General features: G+C 61.6%; 22 protein-coding genes. 8 read left to right on the top strand and 14 right to left on the bottom strand.

From position 1 onward, the window contains the following. Positions 1-64: 64 nt before the first annotated feature. Positions 65-961, top strand: coding sequence for a LysR family transcriptional regulator (locus tag RCCGE510_RS27215; protein ID WP_007635503.1), 897 nt, complete (start codon positions 65-67; stop codon positions 959-961). A 70-nt stretch (positions 962-1031) separates the two neighbouring features. On the opposite strand, the gene RCCGE510_RS27210 is transcribed toward RCCGE510_RS27215, so the two are convergent. Continuing rightward, complete coding sequence (locus RCCGE510_RS27210; RefSeq protein WP_007635494.1) at positions 1032-1778, bottom strand: SDR family oxidoreductase; 747 nt, start codon at positions 1776-1778, stop codon at positions 1032-1034. After that, on the bottom strand, positions 1771-2211 hold the full coding sequence (locus RCCGE510_RS27205; protein ID WP_007635493.1) for a DoxX family protein: 441 nt from the start codon (positions 2209-2211) through the stop codon (positions 1771-1773). The genes RCCGE510_RS27210 and RCCGE510_RS27205 overlap by 8 nt, the downstream gene beginning before the upstream one ends. Positions 2212-2369: 158 nt before the next feature. Here RCCGE510_RS27205 and RCCGE510_RS27200 point away from each other — a divergent pair, with 158 nt between their 5' ends. Beyond that, entirely contained in the window at positions 2370-2741 is a 372-nt protein-coding gene (locus RCCGE510_RS27200) for a helix-turn-helix domain-containing protein (RefSeq protein WP_037079814.1), read from the top strand. Between the two features lie 169 nt (positions 2742-2910). Here RCCGE510_RS27200 and RCCGE510_RS27195 read toward each other — a convergent pair whose 3' ends face one another. After that, on the bottom strand, positions 2911-3405 hold the full coding sequence (locus tag RCCGE510_RS27195; protein WP_007635489.1) for an Lrp/AsnC ligand binding domain-containing protein: 495 nt from the start codon (positions 3403-3405) through the stop codon (positions 2911-2913). Between the two features lie 175 nt (positions 3406-3580). Between RCCGE510_RS27195 and RCCGE510_RS27190 the strand changes: the two genes are divergently transcribed. The 3 genes from RCCGE510_RS27190 to RCCGE510_RS27180 all read left to right on the top strand — a co-directional run bounded on the left by RCCGE510_RS27190 (position 3581) and on the right by RCCGE510_RS27180 (position 10275). Beyond that, positions 3581-3784, top strand: a complete 204-nt coding sequence (locus RCCGE510_RS27190; protein ID WP_007635487.1) for a hypothetical protein — start codon at positions 3581-3583, stop codon at positions 3782-3784. Positions 3785-3812: 28 nt separating this feature from the next. Further along, positions 3813-7520: a trifunctional transcriptional regulator/proline dehydrogenase/L-glutamate gamma-semialdehyde dehydrogenase gene (gene putA / locus RCCGE510_RS27185; protein ID WP_007635485.1), complete on the top strand. Its 3708-nt coding sequence runs from the start codon at positions 3813-3815 to the stop codon at positions 7518-7520. Between the two features lie 217 nt (positions 7521-7737). Further along, positions 7738-10275 carry a methyl-accepting chemotaxis protein gene (locus RCCGE510_RS27180; protein WP_007635482.1) on the top strand — a complete coding sequence of 846 codons (2538 nt, stop codon included), beginning with the start codon at positions 7738-7740 and terminating at the stop codon, positions 10273-10275. A gap of 38 nt (positions 10276-10313) precedes the next feature. Here the strand turns inward: RCCGE510_RS27180 and RCCGE510_RS27175 are convergent, their stop codons facing one another. The 9 genes from RCCGE510_RS27175 to ltnD form a co-directional block, all read right to left on the bottom strand. Further along, on the bottom strand, positions 10314-11639 hold the full coding sequence (locus RCCGE510_RS27175) for an FAD-binding oxidoreductase (protein ID WP_007635480.1): 1326 nt from the start codon (positions 11637-11639) through the stop codon (positions 10314-10316). 79 nt (positions 11640-11718) lie between these two features. Continuing rightward, positions 11719-13374 (bottom strand): ABC transporter ATP-binding protein, encoded by a 1656-nt coding sequence (locus RCCGE510_RS27170; protein WP_007635478.1) that lies wholly within the window; start codon positions 13372-13374, stop codon positions 11719-11721. Beyond that, a complete protein-coding gene (locus tag RCCGE510_RS27165; RefSeq protein WP_007635476.1) occupies positions 13371-14237 on the bottom strand; it encodes an ABC transporter permease in 867 nt (288 codons plus the stop codon). Before RCCGE510_RS27165 ends, RCCGE510_RS27170 begins: the two co-directional genes overlap by 4 nt. Continuing rightward, entirely contained in the window at positions 14234-15184 is a 951-nt protein-coding gene (locus tag RCCGE510_RS27160) for an ABC transporter permease (protein ID WP_007635474.1), read from the bottom strand. Before RCCGE510_RS27160 ends, RCCGE510_RS27165 begins: the two co-directional genes overlap by 4 nt. 83 nt (positions 15185-15267) lie before the next feature. Further along, entirely contained in the window at positions 15268-16878 is a 1611-nt protein-coding gene (locus tag RCCGE510_RS27155; RefSeq protein ID WP_007635472.1) for an ABC transporter substrate-binding protein, read from the bottom strand. Positions 16879-16912: 34 nt separating this feature from the next. Then, on the bottom strand, positions 16913-17626 hold the full coding sequence (locus RCCGE510_RS27150; protein ID WP_007635470.1) for an HAD-IA family hydrolase: 714 nt from the start codon (positions 17624-17626) through the stop codon (positions 16913-16915). 464 nt (positions 17627-18090) lie between these two features. After that, complete coding sequence (gene otnK / locus RCCGE510_RS27145; protein ID WP_007635463.1) at positions 18091-19371, bottom strand: 3-oxo-tetronate kinase; 1281 nt, start codon at positions 19369-19371, stop codon at positions 18091-18093. Between the two features lie 3 nt (positions 19372-19374). Beyond that, a complete protein-coding gene (otnI, locus tag RCCGE510_RS27140; RefSeq protein ID WP_007635461.1) occupies positions 19375-20151 on the bottom strand; it encodes a 2-oxo-tetronate isomerase in 777 nt (258 codons plus the stop codon). Positions 20152-20165: 14 nt separating this feature from the next. Continuing rightward, a complete protein-coding gene (gene ltnD / locus RCCGE510_RS27135; RefSeq protein WP_007635455.1) occupies positions 20166-21110 on the bottom strand; it encodes an L-threonate dehydrogenase in 945 nt (314 codons plus the stop codon). A 241-nt stretch (positions 21111-21351) separates the two neighbouring features. Here ltnD and RCCGE510_RS27130 point away from each other — a divergent pair, with 241 nt between their 5' ends. Together RCCGE510_RS27130 and RCCGE510_RS27125 are read left to right on the top strand one after the other, a co-directional pair. Beyond that, entirely contained in the window at positions 21352-22350 is a 999-nt protein-coding gene (locus tag RCCGE510_RS27130; RefSeq protein ID WP_007635453.1) for a LacI family DNA-binding transcriptional regulator, read from the top strand. 16 nt (positions 22351-22366) lie between these two features. Continuing rightward, on the top strand, positions 22367-23035 hold the full coding sequence (locus tag RCCGE510_RS27125) for an aldolase (RefSeq protein WP_007635451.1): 669 nt from the start codon (positions 22367-22369) through the stop codon (positions 23033-23035). 59 nt (positions 23036-23094) lie between these two features. On the opposite strand, the gene RCCGE510_RS27120 is transcribed toward RCCGE510_RS27125, so the two are convergent. Together RCCGE510_RS27120 and RCCGE510_RS27115 are read right to left on the bottom strand one after the other, a co-directional pair. Then, the gene (locus tag RCCGE510_RS27120) at positions 23095-24138 is read right to left on the bottom strand and encodes a tartrate dehydrogenase (RefSeq protein ID WP_007635449.1); all 1044 of its coding nucleotides are present in this window, start codon (positions 24136-24138) and stop codon (positions 23095-23097) included. 609 nt (positions 24139-24747) lie between these two features. Further along, positions 24748-25059, bottom strand: a complete 312-nt coding sequence (locus RCCGE510_RS27115) for a hypothetical protein (protein ID WP_037079996.1) — start codon at positions 25057-25059, stop codon at positions 24748-24750. A gap of 255 nt (positions 25060-25314) precedes the next feature. Between RCCGE510_RS27115 and RCCGE510_RS27110 the strand changes: the two genes are divergently transcribed. Beyond that, positions 25315-26217 carry a LysR family transcriptional regulator gene (locus tag RCCGE510_RS27110; protein WP_007635447.1) on the top strand — a complete coding sequence of 301 codons (903 nt, stop codon included), beginning with the start codon at positions 25315-25317 and terminating at the stop codon, positions 26215-26217. Positions 26218-26225: the final 8 nt, after the last annotated feature.

Here is a 26225-nt window from a genome sequence, read left to right as displayed (position 1 = left end):
AAACCGGGTGGTTTTGCGTGAGTAGACGCTATAATCTGGATGTCGTGGTGAGGAGCATTCAACAATGCGTCGGGACGAATTCACTGAGATACGTGCGTTTCTTGAGGTGGCTCAGGAGCGAAGCTTTACGCGCGCCGCCTCAAAGCTGGGCGTCACCCGCTCGGCTCTGAGCCACACGGTTAGCGCGCTTGAAGAGCGGCTCGGCGTCCGTCTTCTTTCGCGGACGACACGGGATGTTGCGCCAACAGCAGCGGGCGCTCGTCTGGTCGAAAGCATCCAGCCACATTTCGAGAGCATCGCCGCCGGTATCAGCGCTCTCGGTGCATTGCGTGACAAGCCTTCAGGTCTGGTTCGGCTGGTGTGTCCCGACGACGCCGCCGAACTGGTTTTTCGTTCGAGACTGCCGGCATTTCTGCGTGACTATCCTGACATCACAGTGGAACTCATCGTCGACAACGGCCTCACAAACATTGTCGAACGCCAATTCGATGCTGGTGTGCGGCTCGGTGAATCAATCGCGCGCGACATGGTGGCCGTTCGTCTCGGTCCCGACGTCTCCTATGCCGTGGTCGGATCGCCTGAATATTTTGCTGGGCGGGCGATGCCTGCAACGCCACAAGACCTGACAGACCACAATTGCGTCAACCTGCGGCTTCCCACGTCAGGCGCGCTTTACGCCTGGGAATTCGAGAAGGACGGCCGCGAATTCAGCGTGCGGGTCGAGGGCCAACTCGTGTTGAGCACCATGGAACCGGCGATTAATGCTGCTCGCGATGGCGTGGGATTGTCCTATGTGCCGAAGGATCTGGTCCGGCAATATCTGGACAGCGGCGAATTGCACGAAGTGCTCGCAGACTGGACGCCGACGTTTCAAGGCTATCATCTCTACTATCCCAGCCGGCGCCACCCATCTTCCGCTTTTTCTGCCTTCGTGGAAGCCTTTCGCTACCGTCTCAGGTAGCCCTAAAACACGCCGGGCCGCTCCAATGGAAAAAGGGGCGCAAGCCGTTGCCCCCCTAGCTCACCGGCAATTACCGAGCGCTGTCGATGATGGCGCCACCGTCGGGAGTAAGACTGTAGCCGGTGATGAACTGCGAATCCTTACTGGCAAGGAACAGGACGACCGGTGCAATGTCATCTTCCGGTGAGCCGAAACGCTCAAGCGCGTTCGCCGGCGGAGGAGCGTCATTTTCCGCGGCGCCCCAGGTGTCCGCGATCGGCAGAACGTTGTTCACGGTGATATTGTCGGCACCCCACTCGCGTGCCGCCGTGCGGGTCAGCGCGCGCACTGCCTCCTTGGCCATGTTGTAAGGACCATAACCAGCCAAGCCGATGGTGCCGGCCATGGAGCCGAAGTTGATGATCCGGCCTGCTCCTGCTTCCTTAAGGTGAGGATAGCAAGCCTGCATGAAGCGTAGATATGCAATCGGGCCTGTATCTAAGTTTCGTTGCAGTTGCTCGACGGAAAGGTCGATGACCGAAGACAAGACAGCAGAACCGTCGAAAGCATTGTTTACCAGAATGTCGATGCGGCCGTATGCAGAGATAACCAAATCCACCGCGGCCGTGATCTGATGGGCTTCACCGACGTCGCCGACGACGCCGAGCGCGGTGCCGCCAGCGTCAATAATGTCGGCAACCACGCGCTCTACGCCTTCGGACGTTCGCGAAAGAACTGCGACCTTGGCGCCTTCAACCGCAAAAAGCTTTGCGGTGGCGCGGCCGATGCCGCGGCTTGCGCCGGTGACGATGGCAACTTTTCCATTGAGTCTACCCATGTACATCTCCATTCGATAGTGTTTGGGATTCATCGAGACAGCGCGCGACCGCGGCCTGAACGTAAGGGGAGGGAAGGTCGCGTGCGTCGTTCTGCGTGGTGAACGAGGCGACCAGTAGTGCCAGGCCGATCGCCGCCGGCAAAGCGCCGAAAGGTTTTCGAGCGCCGATATGCGCGAGGCCCGACAGCAGTAGGTGAAAAAAGATGCCGGCATAGGCGAGATCGCTGAGCGGCACGCTGACGCGCGAAAGGATCGCAATCGGGCCGAGAACCTTGATGGCGATCATGAGTGGAATGAGATAGGGAGCCTTGAATCCAAGGTCCGTCAGAGCCCCACGAACCCAGTCTCCCTTTGTTGCATACAGGTAGGCTGAAGCAAGGTAGAGCGCGGATAGAAGTGTCGTGCTGATCCAGTACACGTAAAATTCAAGCATAAGCTTATCCCTGTCGCTGCTAGCGCAGCAACATTCCTCTCGTCGATTCTGTCGGTTGCTATGTTGAGAGCGCTATTTCGCTGCGCCCCCTGATGCACGGATGGAAAATATTGTCTAAGGTTTAATTTTCCAAGTAGGATGAATTATTTGCAGTTAGTATGGAAAAGCAGACTATGGCCGAAGATATGCATGAGGAAATGAGGCGCGCATTCTCGCTGCTCTCTGGCAAATGGAAGCTGGAAATCATGTGGCTGCTCAATCAGCGGATCTACCGGTTTGGCGAATTGAGAAAGGCTATTCCGGGCATCACGCAGCACATGCTGACGGTGCAACTCCGCGAGCTTGAGGCGGACGGCCTCGTGTCGCGCACCATCTTTGCGGAGGTTCCTCCGCGTGTCGAATATGAGATCACACCAAAAGCGCGGGGCCTCGCACCCACGATGGAAGCCTTAGCGGCATGGTGGAACGAGCATGGCAAAAGCGTACCGGTGAGACCAAGCGCACGCGGTCGGAAAGCGAAAGGCGGCTGAACTGCCGGTGGCTCGATTGCTACCATTCCCGCACCCGATGTTCGGATGACAAACAGCCGCTTCGGGCCACCAATCGACGGCAAATGACCGGATTATGCGTCGCTCGAATGTGGCCGCGTTGATTCGGTGCTGATAGCCGTCCGGTGACCATAATCTCCGCGGATGGCCTTCAGGAAAGACTAGAGCCGAACTTGTCCCAGCTTTCCTTGACCGTCTCCATCGCGACATTTGTCGACGTGCTGGCAACGTGAGGCAGTGTCGAGATCCGCTCGCCGAGAACGCGGCGGTAGCGGCCGATATCGCGGGTGCGGATCTTCAGGAGATAGTCGAACCTGCCGGCGATCATATGGCACTCTTCGACTTCCCTGATCTTCTTGATGGCGTCGTTGAAGCTTTTCAGCGCATCCTCGCGGGTATCGGAGAGCTTCACCTCGACGAAGGCGATGTGGTCGAGCTGCATTTTTGACGGATTGAGAACGGCCTTGAAGCCTTCGATGTAGCCGTCGCTGATCAACCTTTTGAAACGGATCTGGCACGGCGTCTTCGATAGCCCGACACGTGCCGCGAGATCCGTGATCGACAGCCTGCCGTCCTCGGCGAGTTCGGAGAGAATCTTCCTGTCGAACTGGTCCAATTCACTAAAGATGTCGGTATCGATAGCCATTTGAACTTTCTCTGGTGAGTTAATAAGTTCATACAGCCTTAAAAACGAAAAAATCAAGTGAGATCGCGATTTGCGACTGTGATAGATTGTGCAGCGGCAATCGGAGGAAGGGCACAACCACCTGGCATATAGTCAGATCGGCATTGGCTCGGCCCTCGAAAAAGGGGGATTATGCATGCACGGAGGTGAACCGGATGACGATCAAAAGCCGGACCTGCTCGTTCATTACCGGCCGCTGGCGATAAGGGTCGTGGCGGCGGCATTCACCGTCAAGCGCGACAAGCCGGATGTGCGCCCGCTTCGCGAGACGGAATATTCCGGCCCAGTTTTCACGGATGATGCCTGGGACGATGAGCCCAGTGTTCCATTTATCCGTTAGATCAGACACCGATTTGATAGGGACTCCCATGTTGAACGCAGCGATCGACCCCGCATCCTCCAATGATCCCGCCAATGGTGCGCCGTTCTCCGGTTTCGCCCCGCCGATCCGGCCGCAATCCGAGCTCCGCCAGGCAATTACGGCGGCCTATCGCCGCCCGGAAACCGAATGCCTGCCGCCACTCGTTACCGCCGCGCGCGTCTCCGAGGCGAAACGCTATGACATTCGCAGCACGGCCCGCACGCTGATCGAGGCCTTGCGCGCCAAGCATAAGGGCACCGGTGTCGAAGGTCTGGTACAGGAATATTCGCTCTCCAGCCAGGAAGGCGTGGCGCTCATGTGTCTTGCCGAAGCGCTGCTGCGCATTCCCGATACGGACACCCGCGATGCGCTGATCCGCGATAAGATTGCCGAGGGCAACTGGACCTCGCATATCGGCGGCGGCAAATCCATGTTCGTCAACGCCGCCACCTGGGGCCTCGTCGTCACCGGCAAGCTGACGTCGACGGTCAACGACCGCAGCCTTTCGGCAGCGCTGACGCGGCTGATCGCGCGCGCCGGCGAGCCGGTCATCCGCCGCGGCGTCGATATGGCGATGCGCATGATGGGCGAGCAGTTCGTTACCGGCGAAACGATCGAGGAGGCGCTGAAACGCGCTCGGCCGCTCGAAGCGCGCGGTTTTCGCTATTCCTACGACATGCTGGGCGAGGCCGCGACGACGGCCGCCGACGCCGAACGTTATTTCAAGGATTATGAAAAGGCGATTCACGCCATCGGCAAGGCCTCGGACGGGCGCGGCATTTATGACGGCCCTGGTATTTCGATCAAGCTTTCGGCCCTGCATCCCCGCTACGTGAGGGCGCAGGCCGGCCGGGTGATGGGCGAGTTGCTGCCAAAGGTCAAGGCGCTGGCCGTTCTCGCCAAGAGCTACGATATCGGCCTCAATATCGATGCCGAGGAGGCCGACCGGCTGGAGCTTTCGCTCGATCTGCTCGAAGAACTCTGCTTTGCCCCCAATCTCGCCGGTTGGAACGGGCTGGGCTTCGTCGTCCAGGCCTATGGCAAACGTTGCCCCTTCGTGCTCGATTATGTCATCGATCTGGCGCGCCGTTCGGGGCGCCGGGTCATGGTGCGTCTGGTCAAGGGCGCCTATTGGGATGCGGAGATCAAGCGCGCCCAGCTGGACGGTCTTAACGACTATCCGGTCTATACCCGCAAGATCTACACCGACGTTGCCTATATCGCCTGCGCGCGCAAGCTGCTGAACGCCTCCGACGCCGTCTTCCCGCAGTTTGCTAGCCACAATGCGCAGACGCTGGCGACGATCTATCATCTGGCCGGTCCCGATTTCGCAGTCGGCAAATACGAGTTCCAATGTCTGCACGGCATGGGCGAACCGCTCTACGACGAGGTCGTCGGCAAGGGAAAGCTCGACCGGCCCTGCCGCATCTATGCGCCGGTGGGAACACATGAGACGCTGCTTGCCTATCTCGTACGCCGGCTTCTGGAAAACGGCGCCAATTCCTCCTTCGTGCACCGCATCTCCGATCCGCACGTCTCCGTCGAGGCGCTGATTGCCGATCCCGCAGAGACCGTTGCCGCCATGCCGGTCGTCGGCGCCCCGCACGCGCAGATCGCCTCGCCGAAGGCGCTTTACGGCAGCGCCCGTGCCAATTCCGACGGTCTCGATCTATCGAACGAGGCGACCCTTTCCGATCTGGCGCAGACGCTTGTATCCTCGGCTGCGAGCCCATGGCATGCGGGTCCGATTCTTGCCGATGGCTCCACGGACGGGGTGACGCGTGACGTCCTTAATCCTGCCGATCACCGTGACGTCGTCGGAACCGTCACCGAATTGAAGGTCGAGGCAGCAGCCCGGATCGTTGCCATGGCGGCCGAGCATGCGCCGCAATGGGCGGCCGTGCCGCCGGCCGAACGTGCGGCTTGCCTGGAACGGGCGGCCGACATCATGCAGGCCCGCATCAAGACGCTGATGGGCATCATCATGCGCGAGGCCGGCAAATCAGCCGCCAATGCCGTCGGCGAGGTGCGTGAGGCGATCGACTTCCTGCGTTATTATGCCGAACAGGCGCGCAAGACCCTCGGGCCGTCGCATGCGCCTCTCGGCCCGATCGTCTGCATCAGCCCGTGGAATTTCCCGTTGGCGATTTTCACCGGGCAGGTTGCGGCAGCCTTGGTGGCCGGAAATCCCGTGCTGGCGAAGCCCGCTGGCGTCACGCCGATCATCGCTTCGGAGAGCGTCAAGATCCTCCACGAGGCGGGCGTTCCTGTGGCCGCCTTGCAGTTCGTGCCCGGCAGCGGGCGCCTCGGCGCCGGCATGGTCGGGGCACCGGAAACGGCGGGTGTGATGTTTACCGGATCGACGGAAGTCGCCCGGATGATCCAGGCGCAGCTGGCAGAACGCCTGTCTTCGACCGGCAAGCCGATCCCGCTAATTGCCGAAACCGGCGGCCAGAACGGCATGATCGTCGATTCCTCGGCTCTGGCCGAACAGGTGGTGGCCGATGTCATCGCGTCGGCTTTCGACAGCGCCGGCCAGCGGTGCTCGGCGCTCCGCGTCCTCTGCCTGCAGGACGATGTCGCCGACCGGACCCTCGCCATGCTGAAGGGCGCCTTCCGCGAGTTGACGATCGGCCGCACCGATCGGCTGAGTGTCGACGTCGGACCGGTCATCAACGATGGCGCAAAAGCGGAGATTGACCAGCATATCGAGCAGATGCGTGGCATCGGCCGCAAGGTGGATCAGCTGCTGCTGCCCGAAAGTGCCGCGGCCGGCACCTTCGTTCCGCCAACGATCATCGAAATCAAGTCGCTGTCGGATCTGACGAGGGAGATCTTCGGCCCGGTCCTGCATGTCGTTCGCTTCAAGCGAAACGGGCTCGACCGCCTGATCGACGACATCAATGCATCGGGTTACGGCCTCACCTTCGGGCTTCACACCCGGCTTGACGAAACGATCGCGCATGTGACCAGCCGTATCAAGGCCGGTAACCTCTATGTCAACCGCAACATCATCGGCGCTGTCGTCGGCGTGCAGCCTTTCGGCGGCCGTGGCCTGTCGGGCACCGGTCCGAAGGCCGGCGGTCCGCTCTATATCGGCCGGCTGGTGCAGCGTGCTCCGGTGCCGCCGCAGCAGGATTCGGTTCATACGGATCTTGCCCTTCGCGATTATATCGTCTGGCTCGACAAGAAGGGCTTGCCGGGCGAAGGGGAAGCAGCCCGTGGCTATGCGAGCCGTTCAGCGCTCGGGCTCGAACGTGAGCTCACCGGCCCGGTCGGCGAACTCAATCTCTATGCGCTCCATCCCCGCGGCCGCATTCTTGCCGTGCCGCAAACGGAAAGCGGGCTCTATCGCCAGATCGCCGCCGCCCTGTCGACCGGCAACCACATCGTCGTGGATGCGGGCTCCCTATCGAAATCGGCCCTGGCGGATCTGCCGGCGGCTGTCGCCGGCCGGATTACCTGGACGTCGGATTGGGAAAAAGACGGGCCGTTCTCGGGCGCACTCGTAGAAGGGGATCGCGACAGGGTTCTGGTCGTCAACCGGAGGATTGCGGCCCTGCCCGGTCCGCTTCTCCTTGTCCAGGCCGCGACCAGCGAGGAATTGGCGGGCGATCCCGAGGCCTATTGCCTGAATTGGCTGCTGGAGGAGGTGTCGACCTCGATCAACACTGCCGCGGCCGGCGGCAATGCCAGCCTGATGGCCATCGGATAACTGAACGGCGGAGGGCGCTGAAGCGTCCGCCGCCGGGGCTCCAAAAAAACTCGACACCATTGACCATTTTTTTAGCAGTTATCACTAGCGTGGTCATCAGGCGCCACTCTCGCAAGTCCAGCATAGTCATCGCTCCCCATATAGAGGTTTTGATGCTTGCGGAGGCGAGGGATCCGCGCCGGTAAAAGTGCCTATTTCCTGGCGCGGGGGCTTGCTTATGGCGTTGATTGATCGACTGTTGCAGCGTATGCGGATCGTGACGAAGGTCCTCTTTTTCGTGGTGCCGCTGATCGTCCTCATCGCCGGCATCGGGCTTTTCGGCTATTTCACCGCCGGTACGCTGAACGGGCAGATGACCCTGACCCGGCAGACGATCGAAGCCCTTTCCAGCTTTCAGCAGCTGCGATCCGCTCTGACCGCCTTTGCCGATCTTCCGAGTGCCGCCGCCCGCGATCGTCTGATCGCCAGCATCTCCGATCAGAAAAAGGGCGCTGCGACGCTCGATGCGATGTTGATCGATCCCGCGCAGAAGCAGCAGATTGCTGCGGTGCGCGAACTCGGGGCCAAGATGCAGGGCGGCGCCGACGCGCTCTGGGCGGTGGCGCAGGAGCGCGCCGGCAACGAACAGGCGATCGACGATGCGGTCACCCAGCTGATCAAGGAAAGCCAGACCGCCCGCAAACAGCTCGACGTTCTCCAGGATCAGGCGAATGGCAAGGAGGCCTTTGTCCGCGCGCTTCTTCTCGACGCCTCGGCCTATAAGAACCTCGCGGGACGCATTGCCAAACTGCGCAAGGCGACCGCAGGGGCGGCCGATCCGCAGAAGCTCGCCCAGGCCATCGGCAGCCTCCTGCCGCCGCTCGTCAAGGAGATGGGCGACAGCGGGGCGCTTGCGTCGGAGAAAGCCCAAAGCCAGATGTCAGCTCTAAAGCCGATGCTGGACAAGCTTGCGGTCATGGCCGAGGACAGCGGCCTGTCGCTCGAAAGTTACGCTCCCGTCGACCAGGACCTGCAGGGCCTTCGGGAGCAATATGCAAAACTCGCCTCCGGCAATGCGGACACCGCGATCGAGCGCTTCGCCGGCATGGATGCGAGCATATCAACGCTTCGCTCGATGGTGACGATCGTCAACGCCGCTTTCAAATCGATCGACGATCTGCGCCTGCATCTCAGCGAACTGAACAGACGCGTCGATGCCGCGGCGCGGGATGCGGCTCTCGCCGATCTCAAGGCGCTGCGCGAAAACGCCGCGAAGCTTGCACCTTTGAGCGGACGAAACGCCGCGCTGCAGGATCTCGCGAAAAAAATCGAGCCGTCGCTTGCGGCGATCGAAAAGGATACGTCGCTTCTGATTTCGATCGCGGATCGGTGGCGAGCAGAGAAGGGAGCGGCCACCGAGCTCGTAGCCTCGGCAAGCCACACGCTCGAGCAGTTCGTCAGCACAGCGCAGGAGAGCGGCAAGGAAATCAGCCAGCGCTCGGCGACGATGTCGCTCGCGGCGATGATTGCCGGCACCGTGCTTGCGATCATCGGCGGTCTCATGCTGATCGAAACCCTGCGCGGACCGCTGAAGCGGATCACCCAGACGATGATGCGGCTGGCTGACGGCGATCTGAACGTGCCGATCGGCGACGGCAAGCGCGGCGACGAGATCGGCGACATGATCCGATCGGTCACCGTCTTCCGCGATCAGGCACTCGAAAAGACCAGGCTGGAAGAGCTCGCCGAAGCAAACCGGTCGCGGGACGAATTGGAGCAGGCCCGCCGCGCGGCCGAGCAGGCGCGTGTCGAGGCTGAACAGAGCGAGGCTCTCAATGCTCTGTCGGACATGCTCGGCAAACTTGCGAGTGGCAACCTTGCCGCCGAGATGAGCGAGGATCTGGCCGCAGATTATGTCGCCATGGCGAAAACCTACAATCACGCCATCGATGCGCTGCGCCTGACACTCGCCGAGGTCCGCAACACGACCTACGAGATTGCCGAGGGCAGCACCAACCTTTCGGGAGCCGCCGACGATCTGGCGCGGCGCACGGAACAGCAGGCCGCGTCTCTCGAAGAAAGTTCGCGGGTACTGGGCGAACTGACCGTCAGCGTGCGGACGACAGCCGAAAACGCCCGTCAGACTTCGCTTTCGGTTGGCGAAGCCCACCGCCAGGCGGAGCATTCCGCAGCCGTCGTCGCCAAGGCGGTCGACGCCATGGGCGCCATCAATCGGTCATCCGAAAAAGTCAGCAGCATCATCGGTGTAATCGACGAGATCGCCTTCCAAACCAATCTTCTTGCGTTGAATGCGGGCGTGGAAGCGGCGCGCGCAGGGGAGGCCGGCAGAGGTTTTGCCGTCGTCGCCCAGGAGGTGCGCGAGCTTGCGCAGCGCTGCGCCAAGGCTGCCCGCGAGATCAAGGATCTGATCTCCACCAGCGCATCGCAGGTCGGCGCCGGCGTCAAGCTCGTCGAGGAGACCGGCCAGGCGCTTTCCTCGATCATGGAGCACTTCACCTCGATCAACGGGTTGGTGCAGGTCATCTCGACTGCCACGACCACGCAATATAAGGGGATCGACGAGGTGAACAACGCCGTTCGAGACGTCGAGCACATCACCCAGCACAACGCCGCCATGGTCGAGGAAAATACCGCGGAAATTCATCGGCTTCGGCAGCAGGTGGAAGTATTGAACGAAAGAATCTCCCACTTTCAAACGGCCGACGGTCGCAGGCCCTCGCCTGCGAGCAGCCAGCGGATGTCCCTGGCCTCCTGAGTGGTATATCTTTGCCTGTCCTGCGGACCGGGCCCTATTTAGAAATCGGCGACTTTGCCCCAGGCCGACGCCCCGAAGCGGTCGGGATGGTAGGGCCGGGGATCGACGATCGGCTCGTCGCCTGTGACGATATCGGCAATCAGGTGACCGGCGCCCGGCCCGATGCCGAAGCCGTGGCCGCTGAAGCCCGCGGCGAGGATGAAACCCGGAAGCGTGGCGATCTCGCCGATCCCCGGCACGCCGTCCGGCGTGCTGTCGATATAGCCCGCCCAGGCCGCGCTGATGCTCGTTTTCTTCAAGGCGGGCAGAAGCTCGAGTGCTCGCGCATGCGTGAGGGCAATGGTGGCCTGGTTGACCGCCGGGTCGAGGATGCGCATGCGCTCCATCGGCGTCGGCCTGTCGAGCCGCCAGCGTGCCAGAGACTCGTGACCGGAACGAAACCCCTCCAAGCCCCCGGGTGCGAGACTGCGCCAGCGCCGGGCGAACATCGGCAGGAACTGCGGCGCGAAGCGGAACTGTTGCGCGGTGGGATCGACGCGGCCGCGGCCGCTGATCGCCAGCGTGTAGCCGCCATCGCTGCGACGCGTGACCGAGACCGCAGCTGTGTGCAGCGCGTCCGGCAGGCCCGTGGCACCCGGTGCAACGGAAAGGATCGACGAACGGATCGATGCCTGCGGAAATCGAATGTCCATCTGGCGGCAGAAGGAGGAGGCCCAGGCGCCGCCGGCGAGGATCGCGATTTTTGTCCGGATGGTGCCATGCTCGGTGACGACGCCCGAGAGCCTGCCGCCTTCGATGTCGATGCCGCGGGCCGCACAGGACTGATGCACCGTGCCGCCGAGCTTCAGGATTGCTCGTGCGACGGCCGGCGCGGCACGTGCCGGATCGGCGGTGCCGTCGGTCGGCGAAAACACCCCGCCTTTCCACGCATTGCCGGTGGCGCGCCCGCGTTCGGTGGCCTCCGCGCCGCTCAGCATATGCGTCGTGACGCCGACCGAGCGCGCGAAATCCCGCCAGCGTGCCCAGCCGGACAGTTCCTCGTCGCTATTGCTGAGATAGAAGAGGCCGCAGCGGCGAAAGCCGGTGTCCTCCCCGGTCTCAGCGGCGAAGCGCTCCCACAGATCGAGGCTCTTCGTCGACATCGGCAGTTCACGAGCGTCGCGGTTCTGCTGGCGGCACCAGCCCCAGTTGCGGCTCGATTGTTCCGCACCGACAAGGCCCTTCTCGACAAGGGCGACTTTCAATCCGCGCCGGGCCAAATAATAGGCCGCGAAAACACCGACGATGCCGCCGCCGATCACCACCGCATCGGCGGTAGTGGGCAGCTCCGGCGTAGTGTCGATGCGATCGAGCGGTGCAGGCATGGCAGGGTCTCCGTTTATATTCTAGGTGGGCCGGTCACGAAGGCGAACGCTGCCGGACAAAACGATCGCTCGCCGACCCTTATTGCCGACAATAGGCCCGCACCAGTTCAGGATCCTGCTGGAGCCCATCAAGCCAGGCCGGATCGAGCGTCGGCACCGACGAGAACAGCAGTTGCGAATAGGGGTGCGTCGGCGCCTTCACCGTCGAGTGGGTGATTTCCTCGACCTTCCGGCCCCCATACATCACCACGATCTCGTCGCAGATTGCTTCCACGACTGAGAGATCGTGGCTGATGAAGATGTAGGAGAGGCCGAGTTCGCGCTGCAATTCCTTGAGCAGGTCGATGACCGCCGCGGCAACCACCGTGTCGAGCGCCGAGGTAATCTCGTCGCAGAGGATCAGCTTCGGATCGGCGGCGAGTGCCCGGGCGAAGTTGACGCGCTGCTTCTGCCCGCCCGAAAGTTCTCCAGGCCGGCGATGGCGGAGGCTGCGGGGCAGGCGAACCATGTCGAGCAGTTGATCGATCCGGGCGTTTCGGGCCCGCCGATCCATGCGGTGGTAAAAAACCAGGGGCCTGGCGAGGATGTCCTCAACCGATTTTGCCGGGTTGAGAGCGGTATCGGCATATTGGAAGACGATCTGCATCTCCCGCAGCTGGTCGCGCGAGCGCTCGCGAGCGTTGCGGCGCAGTTCCGTTCCGTCGAACACGATCTTGCCGACTGCGGCCGGCAGGATGCCGGCGATGGTGCGGGCGAGCGTCGACTTGCCGCAACCGGATTCTCCGATGATGCCGAGATTGCGCCCTTTTTCCACCTTCAGGCTTACGTGCTCGACCGCACGAATGAGGGGCAGGCCGTCGGCCTGGCGCTGTCCATAGCCCGCAACGAGATCGTCGATCTTCAGAAGCGGCGCCGTCGCACTTGCGACCAGTCCTGCTGCGCCGCGCGATTTCGGCTCGAAGGCTGCGAGCAGCTCTCTGGTATAGGGGTGCTTTGCATTGTTGAGGATTTCCTTGGTGGTGCCGGTTTCCTGGGTCTCTCCGCCTTTCAACACGACGATGCGATCGGCGATCTGCGCGACGACGGCAAGGTCGTGCGAGACATAGACACCTGATATGCCGCCCTTCTTCATGACCGACTTGAAAGCGCGCAGCACTTCGATCTGGGTGGTCACGTCGAGTGCCGTCGTCGGCTCATCGAAGATGACCAGGCTCGGGTCGCCGATCAGCGCCATGGCCGCCGCCAGACGCTGCAGCTGGCCGCCGGAAACCTGGTGCGGATAACGGCTGCCGATCGTTTCGGGTTCAGGCAGCGACAGCGCCCGAAAGAGCTCGACTGCCCGGGCACGCGCATCGTCCGGCGACATCAGTTGGTGAATGCGCGTGACTTCGATCACCTGGTCCATGATCGATATGGCCGGGTTGAAGGCGGCGGCGGCGGATTGCGGGACATAGGCGACTTCGGTTCCGCGCACCTTGGCGCGCTGCTTCTCGCTGAGCGTGACCATGTCCTTGCCGCCGACCGAAACACTGCCGCCGCTGATGCGACAGCCCGCGCGGGTATGGCCCATCAGGGTCAGGGCGATGGTTGTCTTGCCCGAGCCGCTCTCGCCGATCAGCGCGACGATCTCGCCTTCGGCAACGTCGAGGCTGACACCCTTGATGATCTCGACGCGTCGGCCGGAATCGGTGGTGGCCTCGATATTCAGGTCACGGATTTCAATGAAATTGCTCATGACACGCTCCGGTCGCGAATTTTATGCGGCAGGTTGTCTATCAGCAGGTTGACGCTGATCGTCAGGCTGGCGATCGCAAGGGAGGGAAACATCACCGCCGGCGCGCCGAACGGCAGGCCGCCGATGTTCTCGCGCACCAGCGCACCCCAATCGGCATAGGGCGGCTGGACGCCAAGGCCCAGGAAAGAAAGCCCGGAAAGCAGCAGAACGATGAACACAAAGCGGATCCCGAGATCGGCAAGCACCGGTCCGACGATGTTGGGCAGGATTTCGGAGCGAATGAGATAGAGGGTGCTTTCTCCGCGGATGCGCGCAACCGTGATAAAATCCATCGCATTGATGTTGACGGCGAGCGCCCGCGCGAAGCGGTAGGAACCGGGGATGTAGATCACTGATAGCGTCATGACCAGAACCGGGACCGAGGAACCGACGGCCGCGACGACCACCAGGCCGAACAGCTTGCTCGGGATGGAATTGAGGGCGTCGAGGAAGCGGCTGAGGATCGTGTCCAGCCAGCCGCCGGCAACCGCCGCGATCATGCCGAGTACGACGCCGCTGAAGCAGGCGATCGTTACCGCCGCCAGCGAGATGCCGACCGTGTACCGCGCGCCCATCAGGATCCGCGAGAGCATGTCGCGGCCGAGATAGTCGGAGCCGAGCCAGAGGTCCCGGCTCATCGGGCCGAAATAGTCGAGATCGATAATCTCACCGACGGGGTAGGGGATGATCAAGGGCGCGAAGATCGCGATGAGCGCCCAGGAAAGGATGACGGCAAGGCCGATCGCTCCGACGATATTGAAGCGATAGCCAAGCCGGGTTCCGGACAGCCGGCCGGACGTGGTTTCGGAACTGGTCATGGTCATCGGAGCCTCGGATTTGAAAGGATGGCGATGATGTCGGCGATGGTGATCAGCAGCAGATAGCCTAGGCAGAAAATCATCGCGCAGCTCTGGATCAGCGGCAGGTCGCGGGTGGCTACGGCATCCAGCATCAGCTTGGCGATGCCGGGATAATTGAAAATGGTTTCGACGATGATGACGCCTCCGAGCAGATAGGACAGGGAAAGTGCAACGGCATTGACGATCGGACCCAGCGCATTGGGCAGTGCATGGCGAAAGACGATGCGTGGCCGCGAGGCCCCCTTGAGCAACGCCATCTCGACGTAGGGTGTGTTGAGCGTCTCGATGACGGCCGCGCGCGTCATGCGGATCATCTGCGCCGAGACCACGAAGGTGAGGGTGATCACCGGCATGGCATAGACGCGCAACATGTCGGCCAGGCTGTGAATTTCATTGGCGAATGACAGCGCCGGCAGCCATTTCAGATAGACGGCGAAGATCAGCGCGGCGGAGGTCGCGACCATGAATTCCGGCACGGAGATGACGCCGATGGTGATTACGGTGACGATCCGGTCGTAAACGGTGCCGCGCAGCATCGCCGCGGTGATCCCGAGCGTCAGAGCAATCGGCACGGAGAAGAGCGCGGTGACGCCGGCGAGTTTCAACGTGTTGACGAAGCGGCCGACAATGAGGTCGGCGATCGGCATTTGGTTGGCATAGGACGTGCCAAGGTCGCCCTGTAGCAGTCCAACGGACCAGCGCAGGAAACGAAAGAGCGCCGGCTCGTCGAGATGCATGGCCGTGCGAAGGCCTTTGATGGCTTCCGGCGTGGCCGCCTGGCCAAGCAGGATCGTCGCCGTGTCTCCCGGCAAGAGCGTTGTCGCGAAGAACACGGCGAAGGAGACGATCACCAGGGTGATCAGGGCGATGAGCAATCTGCTCAGCACAAGGGATAAGACCTGGTTGTTCACGCGCGGCTCCCTTTTGGTGTTCAAAGTTCAAGTCAATGAAATGGAAGCCGGGCGCGCGATTGCAGCCCGGCCCCCGTGTTTTATCAGGCCTCGAGCCAGACATATTCGGCAAACGCGTATCCCATCTGACCGCCAAGCGGGCTGGGTTCCAACCCCTTGAGCTTGGCCGTGGTGGCGTCGACATTCGATATATAGGCTGGAATGATGGTGCCGGCTTCCTGGGCGACCATAGCCTGCATCTCATTGTAGATCGTCTTACGCTTCTCCTGGTCGAGCGAGCCGCGCGCCTCGATCAGCATCTTGTCGAACTTCTCCGACTTGTACTGGCTTTCGTTCCACGGAGCATCGGAAGAGTAGAGCAAGGAAAACAGGATGTCAGGGGTTGGCCGTGGGTTGATATTTCCGAAGTGGATCGGCGCCTTGAGCCAGTAATTGTCCCAGTAACCGTCGGAAGGCACGCGCTGGACATCCAGTTTCATGCCGATTTCAGCGCCGGCGGCCTGAATGATCATCGCCATATCAATCGACGAGTTCGCCGCGTCCGAAGCGATGATCGGAATGGATTGGCCGAGGACGCCTGCCTTTTCGAAGTGGAACTTCGCCTTTTCGGGATCGAAGCCCCGCGCTTTCAGGTTCGCGTCGTGATAGAAGTTCGCCGGTGAAATGGGTTGGTCGTTGCCAACCTCGCCGAGACCGCGCAGCGCCGACTTGACGATCTGTTCGCGGTTGACGAGGGACTTCATGCCTTCGATGAAGTCCCGCTTGTTGCCGGGCTCCATATCCATCCGCATATTGAGGTTAGTATAGTTGCCGGAGGTTGTCTTCGACAATGTAAATCCATCTCCCTGAGCCTCGATGAGGCGCATCGAGCGCGGATTGATCGATGCTGCGAGGTGGATATCGCCGGCAAGCAGGGCGTTGACGCGGGCATTGTCGTCGCTGATCGCGAAATATTCGAAGGAATCGATGTTCGGTCCGGATTTCCAGTAGTTCTTGTTCTTGATCCCGACCGAGCGCACGCCGGGTTCGAAGACTTCCTTGACGAAGGCGCCGGTGCCATTCGCCTTCGAAAAGTCGGTCGTCCCGTCGGCAACGATCATGAAGTGATGGATCGCCAAGATGGTCGGCAAGTCACCATTTGCGCTGGCGAGCGTAATTTCGACAGTCTGTTTGTCGATCGCCTTGAAGCCCGTCATTTGGGCGGCGATCTTGGCGACCTTCGAGCCGACGGAGGGGTCGAGATGGCGCTTCAGAGAGAAGATCACGTCGTCTGATGTCAGCGGCTTACCGTCGTGAAATGTGACGCCGCTCTTCAGCTTCACCGTCCAGGTCTTCGCATCCTTGGATTCGATCGCCTCGGCAAGCTCCATCTGCGGCTTGCCGCTCTGGTCGAGGATGGTGAGGCGGTTGTAGAAGGAGCAGCACCGGACATAGTCGGTCGAGAGCGACGCCTTGGCGGGGTCGAGCGTATCGGCTGTGGAGGACGACCAGCCGGCCGCCTTGAGCGTGCCGCCTGAAACGGGCGTCGCCGCGAGCGCCTTGCCGGCGCGGCCAAGTACCAGCCCGCCGGCGGACATGGCTACGCCACCCGCGAGCATCATATGCAATAGCTCGCGACGGGTCGCGCCACGACGGATGGCGGTTTCGACCATGGCGTCGTCGGAGCTGGTCCAATTGGTAATCTTGTTGTTCATCTCATTCCCCTTTTCTTCTGTGGCGGTTTTAACGTCAGGCGCGTGCAGCAGCCACGGCATCCGTAAGGCCTGCCATGGACGTGAAATGGAAATCGGGCTTGGTGAACTCGACCGGCTCGATCGTACCGCCGTATCCCTTTTGGGCATGTCGCCGCTCGATCCAGCAATTGGCCAGCCCCAGTTCCCTGGAAATCCCGATGTCGTGGTATTGACTCTGGGCGACATGCAGGATGTCGTCCTTCGAATGGCCTTCCGCGGCAACGTAGGCGAAGACCGTCTCGAAGAATGCGGGATCGGGTTTTTCGGTGCCGGTATCGTCGGCCGTGAAGGCGGCATAAAAGGGATTGCCGAGTTCCTTCTCGAACAAATCGAATGCCCAGCGGCGGGCATTGGTCATCGCAACGAGGCGGTAACTCTTCGCAAGTTTGGCCAGCGCCGCGGCGCTGTCTGCAAAACCCTTCCAGCTCTTGGCCGAGTCCCGTAGCCGTTCGCCATATTTTTGTTCGGCGGGCAGACCGAGCTTCGGCGCGATCGCGAGGTAGACACGTACGAGGTCGTCGGGAAAGAGGCCGGCATCCTCGGCGTAGCGGGCTGCGCGATAGAGGTTAAGCGCCTGCTCGCCGTCGATGGTGCCTCCCGCCTCGGCCGCGATCTCGGCGAGGCAGGTTTTGAGGCCGCTCTCGAAGTCGATCAGCGTGCCGACGACATCGAATGTCATGTATTTGAATTCCGGAAGGCTCTTGCTCACGTGAATTCCCCAGTGTTCGGCTCCCAGTGGGAGCGCGTTTCTCGAAGAAGAATATTCTGGTCCCGCAGGCAGGATCATTGTCCCGCTCTTCTTTGGAAGGCCCCGCATTTGCCGGGATCCGAGCCCTTCAGTGATTGTAGTTTGTCACCTGCACCGCGCCGGATTCTCCTGAAAGGCGCCATATGGCGGCACAAAATACCGAATCTGACCGTTTCTCGATATTCCGAGGCCTGCATCGCCCACGCGTCTGTCGGTATTGTTCCTGTTTTGTTCTGATGAAACGCCGGAGCGCTCGACGATCGTGTCTATCGTTTCGGCGCAGCACGCGGCAGCGCATGGCAAAGACGCCATGGCCGAATGCGGGGAATGACGAGGTCAAAGGCCGCGCGATCAAGCGACGTGATGGTAGAGGGGATCGTCGGTGGGTTCCGCTTCCGCCGGCGCTTCTGCAATCTGGAGATACGTCAGTGCATCATCGCCAGCGCTGCCGCAAAGAAATCCTCGCCTCCGAAGTTGCCTGACTTCAAAGCCAGAAGCATGTCGCCCTGAGTATTGCCGACCGTGCGCAGCACCGGCACGCCGGGCGCAATCTCCGGTCCGATCAGAAATGCCGGAATGGCGAGCCTATCGACCGCCGCCCCCGAGGTTTCGCCGCCTGCGACCACGAGCCGCCGCACGCCTTTTGCCACCAGTTCGGCGGCGATGAGCGATGTCGCGGTCTCGATCGCATGACCGGATGCCTCTCGTCCATAAAGGGATTGCAGCCGGGACACGGTTTCGGGTGCGGCGCTCGCAGCGACCACGACGGGGCCGGCGGCGATGCGGTCTCCGGCCCAGGAAAGCGCCGCGGCGATCTCATCTGGACCGGCAAGCAGCCGCTCCGGGTCGAGCCGCAGGACGGGCATCGAACGTTCGGCGATGTCCAGCTGGCGCAGCGTTGCCTTGGAACAACTGCCGGCAACGATCGCGGAAAGCCCGCCCACGGGGCGAATGGCATCCACCGGCGTTGCGCCACTGGGCGATATCCGACCGGAGCGGACGAGCGCGCGGGCAAGGCCGAGGCCGAGCCCGGATGCGCCGGTGGAGACCGGTGTTTCCAATGCGATCTCGCCGAGCGTTTCCAGATCCCGCTCGAAAATTGCATCGGCGATCGCTGCGGTGACGCCTGCCGCGCGCAAGGCCTCAAGCCTTGCTTTGACGGCGCCGGGTCCGGTCGCGATGGTCGCGAGATCAATCAGCCCGACAGAGCCATGCGATTGCCGGGTGAGAACCCGCACGAGATTGGCGTCGTGCATGGGATTGAGGGGATGGTCTTTGAGCGGACTTTCGTTCAACGGCTGTCCGCCGACGAAGAGATGGCCGAGATAGACGGTGCGTCCCGTTTCCGGGAAAGCGGGTGTAACCAGCACGATGCCGCCGCCCGCCGCGTGGCTCAATGCCTCGGTGACCGGGCCGATATTGCCGGCATCGGTGGAATCGAAGGTCGAGCAGATCTTGTAAAGCACGTGGCCCGCACCCCGCTGGCGCAGCCATTGCTGAGCACTGGTCGCGGCCGTCACCGCGTCCGCCGCCGGGACGGAGCGGATCTTCAGGGAAACGACGACGGCGTCGACATCCGGCAGCGCCAGCGACGGATCGGGAATGCCGACCGTCTGCACCGTGCGCAGACCGTTCTTCGTCAGCGTATTGGCGAGGTCGGAGGCGCCCGTATAGTCGTCAGCGATTGATCCGAGCAAAATAGCCATCGTCTAGCTCCGTGCAAAAGGTCTGAACCAGGCAAGGCCGTCCAGTGTGTGGCCGCGCGGGACGTATTCGCAACCGATGAAACCGTTGTAATCCAGGCGGTCGATTTCGCTGAACAGATAGGGATAGTTCAGTTCCTCCCCGTCCGGCTCGTTGCGGGACGGCACGCTGGCGATCTGGATATGGCCGATGATCGGCAGCAGGTGTCGCAACGCCATGGAAATGTCGCCATGGATGATCTGACGGTGATAGATGTCGAACTGGAGCTTCAGGTTGGGCAGGCCGCATTCGGCAATCAGGCTTTCCGCCGCGGCGAAGTCGTTGAGGAAATATCCCGGCATGTTCCGCCCGTTGATCGGCTCGAGCAGCAGATCGATGCCTTTCTCCGAAAGCCGCCCGGCAGCGTAGGTGATGGAACGCCGGTAAGAGGAGGAGGCGTCTTGATCACGAGGGTCGGCGATGCCTGCCATCAGGTGCAGCCGCTTGACGCCGGTCGCCGCCGCATAGTCCAATGCCCGCTCGACATCCGCCTTCAGCGCATCGAACCGTCCGGGAAGAGCCGCGATGCCGCGCTCGCCTGCTGCCCAGTCGCCAGGCGGCAGGTTGAACAAGGCTTGCTGCAGATTGTTACGAGCAAGCCGTTCGGCGATTGCCTCCGGCGCAGCTTCGTAGGGAAAGAGATATTCGACGGCCGAAAAACCGGCGTCGGCTGCGGCGTCGAAGCGGTCGAGGAATGCCCATTCGTTGAACATCATCGTCAGGTTGGCGGCGAAAACCGGCATGATCGGCGTTCCTTTTACAGGCTCTGCGGGTCTTTGTTGGAACCGGGCAATTCAGTGCCGGAAAGCTGGGCATAGAGCCGCGCGAGCGAGGAATCATCATCACGGCCCATGCCGGCGCCGGCGGCGGCCAGATACATTTGCAGGGCTGCTGCCGCCAGTGGCACTGGATAACGCTCGGAGCGGGCCATGTCTTGGACGATACCAAGATCCTTGACGAAAATCTCGATGCTGCTGAGCGGCGTATAGTCTCCGGCCAGCACATGCGGCACGCGGTTTTCGAACATCCACGAATTGCCGGCCGAGGCCGTTATCACCTCATAGACCTTGTCCAGGTCGAGGCCCTGCTTGGCGGCAAACGTTATCGCTTCACAGGCGGCTGCGATGTGCACCCCGGCGAGAAGCTGGTTGATCATCTTGAAGGCCGCGCCTTTTCCGGCCGCATCGCCGAGTTCGTAGACCTTGCCGGCCATGGCGTCGAGACCCGGACGGGCGGTGTCGAAGGCCTGTCTGGAGCCGGAAGCCATGATCGTCAACGCGCCCTGCGCCGCCTTCGCCGCGCCGCCCGAAATCGGTGCGTCGAGATAATGCAGGCCGAGGGCCTCAACCCTTTGCGCCAAATCGCGTGCGACGGCCGGATCCATGGTTGCTGACGAGATGAACACGGCCCCGGGCTTCATCATCCTCGCGACGCCGTCAGGCCCGAACAACACGGCCTCGGTCTGCGCGCCGTTGACGACGACGGAGACGACGATGTCGGCCTCTTTCGCCGCGCCGGCGGGGGTCGCAGCACCTCGTCCGCCATCGGCGATGAACCGGTCCACCGCTGCCGGCGTGATGTCATATCCAATGACATCGAGCCCTGCACGCTTCATCGACCGGGCCATTCCGAGCCCCATGGAACCGAGACCGATGACGGCCGCTACCACGGTGGAGCCCGAGTTTTCAGCAAGCGATGACATGAGCAAGTTCTCCAGTCTTGTGCGAAGATCGACGCCTCCGGATGCTCTCGCGGAGCGCTGTGCTGCTATGTTTGGCAGCGCTGCCATTTTAATTAGCGCATTTTGGCAGCGCTGCCAACAATAGATTGGTAGCGCTGCCAAAAAAACGTTGCTTCTTGGCGGGAGCAGTGAAAATAGTAACGGCCGGTCGGGAAGCGGGCGAACGCGCAACCACCTGAAAAACTGGATTTCAGACGTGACGATGGAATTGAAGCAGCCGGCGACCGTAACGCTTGCCGAGGTCGCGGAAGCGGCCGGTGTTGGCGAGAGTACGGTGTCGCGTGTGCTGCGCAATCACGGCTCGTTTTCCGGCAAGACGCGGGAGCGGGTAATGGCCGCGGTCGAGAGGTTGGGCTATGTGCCGAACCGGATCGCCGGGACGTTGGCCTCAACGGGTTCGCGTCTCGTTGCCTTCGTCATTCCCTCGTTGTCCAACATCGTCTTCCCCGATGTGTTGCGCGGCGCCAGCGCCGTCCTGGAGGAAAACCGCTATCAGGCGGTGTTTTCCGTCACCGACTATGATCCCGGCAAGGAGGAGGCGCTCGTCGCCGCGATGCTCGCCTGGCGGCCGGCGGCCGTTATGCTGGCGGGATACGAGCATAGTGACGGGACGGTGAAGATGCTACGCGCCAGCGGATGCCGGGTCGTGGAACTGCTCGATCTGGACGGAGATGCGCTCGATATCGCGGTCGGCTTCTCGAACCGCGCTGCCGGTCGGGAGAGCGCTGCCTTCCTCCTCAAGCGGGGCTACCGCCGGATCGGCTATGTCGGTCATGACCTCAATCGTGATACCCGCGCCGGCAAGCGGTTTTCAAGTTTTTGCGAAACGCTCGATGCCCGTGGCGCGCCCCTCGTCGCCCGTGAAATTCTCGTCGGCGCTTCATCAGTGGAAAATGGCAGGCTGGGGCTGGAGCGACTGCTTGCCCGGACGGCCGATCTCGATGCAGTTTATTTCTCCAACGACGATATGGCGCTAGGCGGCTATTTTCACTGTCTGGCTGAGGGGATCGCCATCCCCTCGAAGCTCGCCATTTTCGGCTATAACGGCCTCGATATCGGCCGGGCGATACCGCAGCCCTTGTCGACCGTCCGGACGCCGCGCGTGGCGACGGGAGAGATAGCCGCAAAACTGGTCGTCGCCAACGCGCCGTCCCAGGCCGTTGATCTCGGTTTTGAACTGATCGAGGGGGCAACCGCGTAATCTTGGAGGAAGTGTCATGTCCGACGCGCGCCAGCGTGAAGAAATTTGCCGATACGGCCGCTCGCTGTTCGAGCGCGGGCTGACGCCCGGTTCGTCGGGCAACATATCGTTACGGCTGGAGGACGGCGGTTGGCTGGTCACGCCGACCAACGCCTCGCTCGGTTTTCTCGATCCGGCACGGATCTCCAGGCTTGACGCCGAAGGCCGGCTCTTGTCCGGCGACAAGCCGACCAAGGAAATTCCGCTGCACACGGCTCTCTACGATACACGCGGCAGCGCCCGCGCCATCGTTCATCTTCACTCCACCCACGCGGTGGCGCTGACCATGCTGCCGGAGATCGATCCGCGCGCCGCCCTGCCGCCGATGACGCCCTATTATCTGATGCGCGCCGGCGAAACTGCCTTGGTGCCGTATTATCGCCCCGGAGATCCGGCGGTGGCCGACGCCATCCGTGGGCTGGCGGGCAAGTATTCGTCGGTGCTACTTGCCAACCACGGACCTGTCGTTGCCGGTGACAGTCTGGAGGCGGCGGTCTTTGCGACCGAGGAACTGGAGGAAACGGCGAAGCTCTATCTGCTGTTGCGCAACCTCAATCCCCGTTACCTCAGCCCGGGGCAGGTGGCCGATTTGGTCGACACGTTTGGCCTCGACCTTCCATCGCATCACGATCACGACGACCACTGAACGGCCAAACAGGATCCAGGTCGGGCGGCCAAACCCGCTCACTTTGTCGGCGTCATGTCCTAATCGAGCGCCGACAGCACCGATGCCGTGATCGCGTCCGTCTTGTCTTTGCCGGGAATTGCGCCGATGCCGCGTGCCGTCGTCGCCTCGATTGCGGCCATCACCTCTCCGGCAGCAGCCGTTTCTCCCAGATGCTCCAGCATCATTGCGCCCGACCAGATGGCGGCAATCGGATTGGCGATGCCGAGATGGGCGATATCCGGCGCCGAGCCGTGCACCGGTTCGAACATCGACGGCGCCGAGCGATCGGGATTAATGTTGGCGGAAGCCGCAAAGCCGAGCCCGCCCTGAATGGCGGCGCCAAGGTCTGTCAGGATGTCGCCGAACAGGTTGGAAGCGACGACCACATCGAGGCTTTCCGGCGCCATGACCATGCGGGCAGCCATGGCGTCGATGTGATAGCTGGTCACCTCGACATCGGGATATTCCGCGGAAAGCCTATGGGTAATCTCGTCCCAGAAAACCATCGAATATTTCTGTGCGTTGGACTTTGTCACCGAGGCAAGCTTGCCGCGGCGTACACGCGCTTGTTCGAAACCGAACCGCAGGATGCGCTCGACCCCCTTGCGGGTGAAGATCGATGTCTCTACAGCCACCTCGCTGTCGGTGCCCTGATGAACGCGGCCGCCGGCGCCGGAATATTCGCCTTCGGTATTTTCGCGAATGCAAAGGATGTCGAAGTTCTCCGACCGCAACGGTCCCTGCACGCCCGGCAACAGTCGGTGCGGACGGATATTGGCATATTGCACGAAAGCCTTGCGGATTGGCAGCAGAAGTCCATGCAGCGACACGGAATCGGGCACTTTACGGGGCCATCCGACGGCGCCGAGCAGGATGGCATCGAAGGGTCTCAACGTTTCGATGCCATCGCCGGGCATCATGCTGCCGTGCGCCAGATAGTAGTCACAGGACCAGGGATAACTTGTCGTCGCGAGCGAAAATCCGTTGCGTGCAGCCGCCTTTTCGAGCACTGCCATGGCTGCTTCCGTGACATCGCGGCCAATGCCATCTCCTGGCAGAAGGGCGATCTTGTAGGTCTTCATGGCAGGTCCTCACAGGCTGATGATAACTCTTCTGTTTGCGGTTTGGATAGGCCTTGCGTCCGAAGCTTGTCGACGCAGGACTGCGTATTGCGCCGCGCGGCAATGACTGTAGAGGGAGGCTCAGGCTTTATTTGCTGAAAGCGGCCAGGATTTGATCGATTGTTGTGTCTGCGCCGGCCTCACCAGTGAATTGTATCGAGCGATCTGTTCCGATCCAGGCGAACCCGTCGATATCGAAAAAATGCACCGATCCTCGTCGTCTGGTTATATCGCGCCAAGCCTTGAAAGATCCCGCTCAAGGCATACTGAATATATCGTGATACGATATATTCAGTATGCCCCAGTTGTTGGGAGCGAGTTCCATGGAAAACCGATGGCATTCGGAATCGCACTGCCCCGCGCCTTATCCTCCAAATAAGGCGTTCGAAGATCTGCGGCAAAGAGTTCGCGCCTAGCTGGGCAAGGAGGAAGCAAGTGGCTGGGAGCTTTTGCTCGGAGTGGCTATACGATGTAGCTCTGCCGGCGAATTATTTTTGTCTCTGGATGCAGCGTCTCGACCGGCTTCGATACCGTCAATAAGGCTGCAATGTCCCGTGGAAGCTGGACGGCTCAGATAATCGAACGCAGCCCAAGATAGCTCGCCAAACTGACGGCGGAGAGGGCAATTGTCAGCCTGGGCCTTGCATCGTCGAACATGGCCGCCAATAAAAGGCCGAGCATCACGATGACGGATATTGCCCAAAGATCCTGATCGGAGACAGTGAAAGCGATCGCCGCCAGGAAGACGGCGCTTGCGACGATCGTCACGGGCGCAGATTTGTCGGCGAGATTGCCGCCCGGGAAGTATGGCAGAAGAAAACGCCGCATGCTCAAGCCTGAAGCGACACTTAGAAGAAGACAGGTCAAGACAAGATGCAACATGGGGCCGTCGCCGATCGATCTGCAGATGGAATTGCAGACGCAAACGTCGTGCCAGCCGTAAGCCTTCAAATTACCGTCCGATAACGACAATGCCGGGCTCTGTGTGGCTATTTCCTCGGCGTCGCGTTGATTTTTTCGGCAACTGCTCCCCTTCGCTTGAACGGATGAATTATATCGCAATACGACTTGAGTGGCGGCGATGATTTTTGTATGGAGAATTATCTTCCTCTTTAATTCCGGAAATGAGATCGTTCATTGGACCTTTCGTCGATCGAAATATTCCTCGCTGTCGCCGGTGATCGCAGCGTTACAAAGGCTGCCAAGGCCGTCGGGCGGGTGCCGTCCAATGTGACGACGCGTGTCCGGCAGCTGGAGGACGACCTCGGTGTTTCCCTCTTCAGCCGCGACGGCAAGAAGATGACATTGACGCGGGAGGGGGAGACGTTCCTAACCTACGCCAACCGGCTGATGGCACTTGCGCTCGAAGCGCGCCAGGCGGTGCGACCTCTCGCCCCTTCGGGAACATTGCGGGTCGGTACGATGGAGAGCACGGCGGCAAGCAGGCTGCCGGCGGCGCTGAGGCAGTTCAACCAGATGTGGCCCGACGTGTCGCTTCATTTGACGATGGGGGCGTCCCGCGACCTAGCCCGCGACGTTTTATCCGACGTGCTCGATTGCGCGCTTATTGCCCGGCCGCCGAAGACGATGCGCTCGGAAGACGCAGGTTTCGATACCGAACTCAAGGCGCTCGAGATGGAGCCGGTCTTTGTCGAAGACCTGTTGATCGTCTTGCCATCCGGGCATCCCGCGATCAAATCCGCTGCCGACCTCCGCGTCGGCGCGCTCGCCGCTCTGGAGCCTGGCTGCACCTATCGCAGGATCGCCGAAAACTGGGCGCGCAAATCGAGCGCCCTGCCGACGAGCGAGCATGGCTCCTACCATGCGATCATGGCGAGCGTCGCGACCGGCAACACTGCCGGCGTCATGCCGAGATCGGTTCTCGAACTGATGCACTGGCCGACATCCGTCCAGACCCATCAGTTGGGGCTCGTGGAGACACTACTGGTCTACCGCAAGAACGATCGTCCCCGCGCTTTCAACGCATTCCACGAAGTCCTCAGCGCGACGAAAGGCAGGGATGTCAGGCTGGCAAACTAGCCCGCCCA

Source organism: Rhizobium sp. CCGE 510, assembly GCF_000292525.1.
GTDB lineage: Bacteria > Pseudomonadota > Alphaproteobacteria > Rhizobiales > Rhizobiaceae > Rhizobium.
This window is presented reverse-complemented; position numbering and strand designations above follow the sequence as displayed.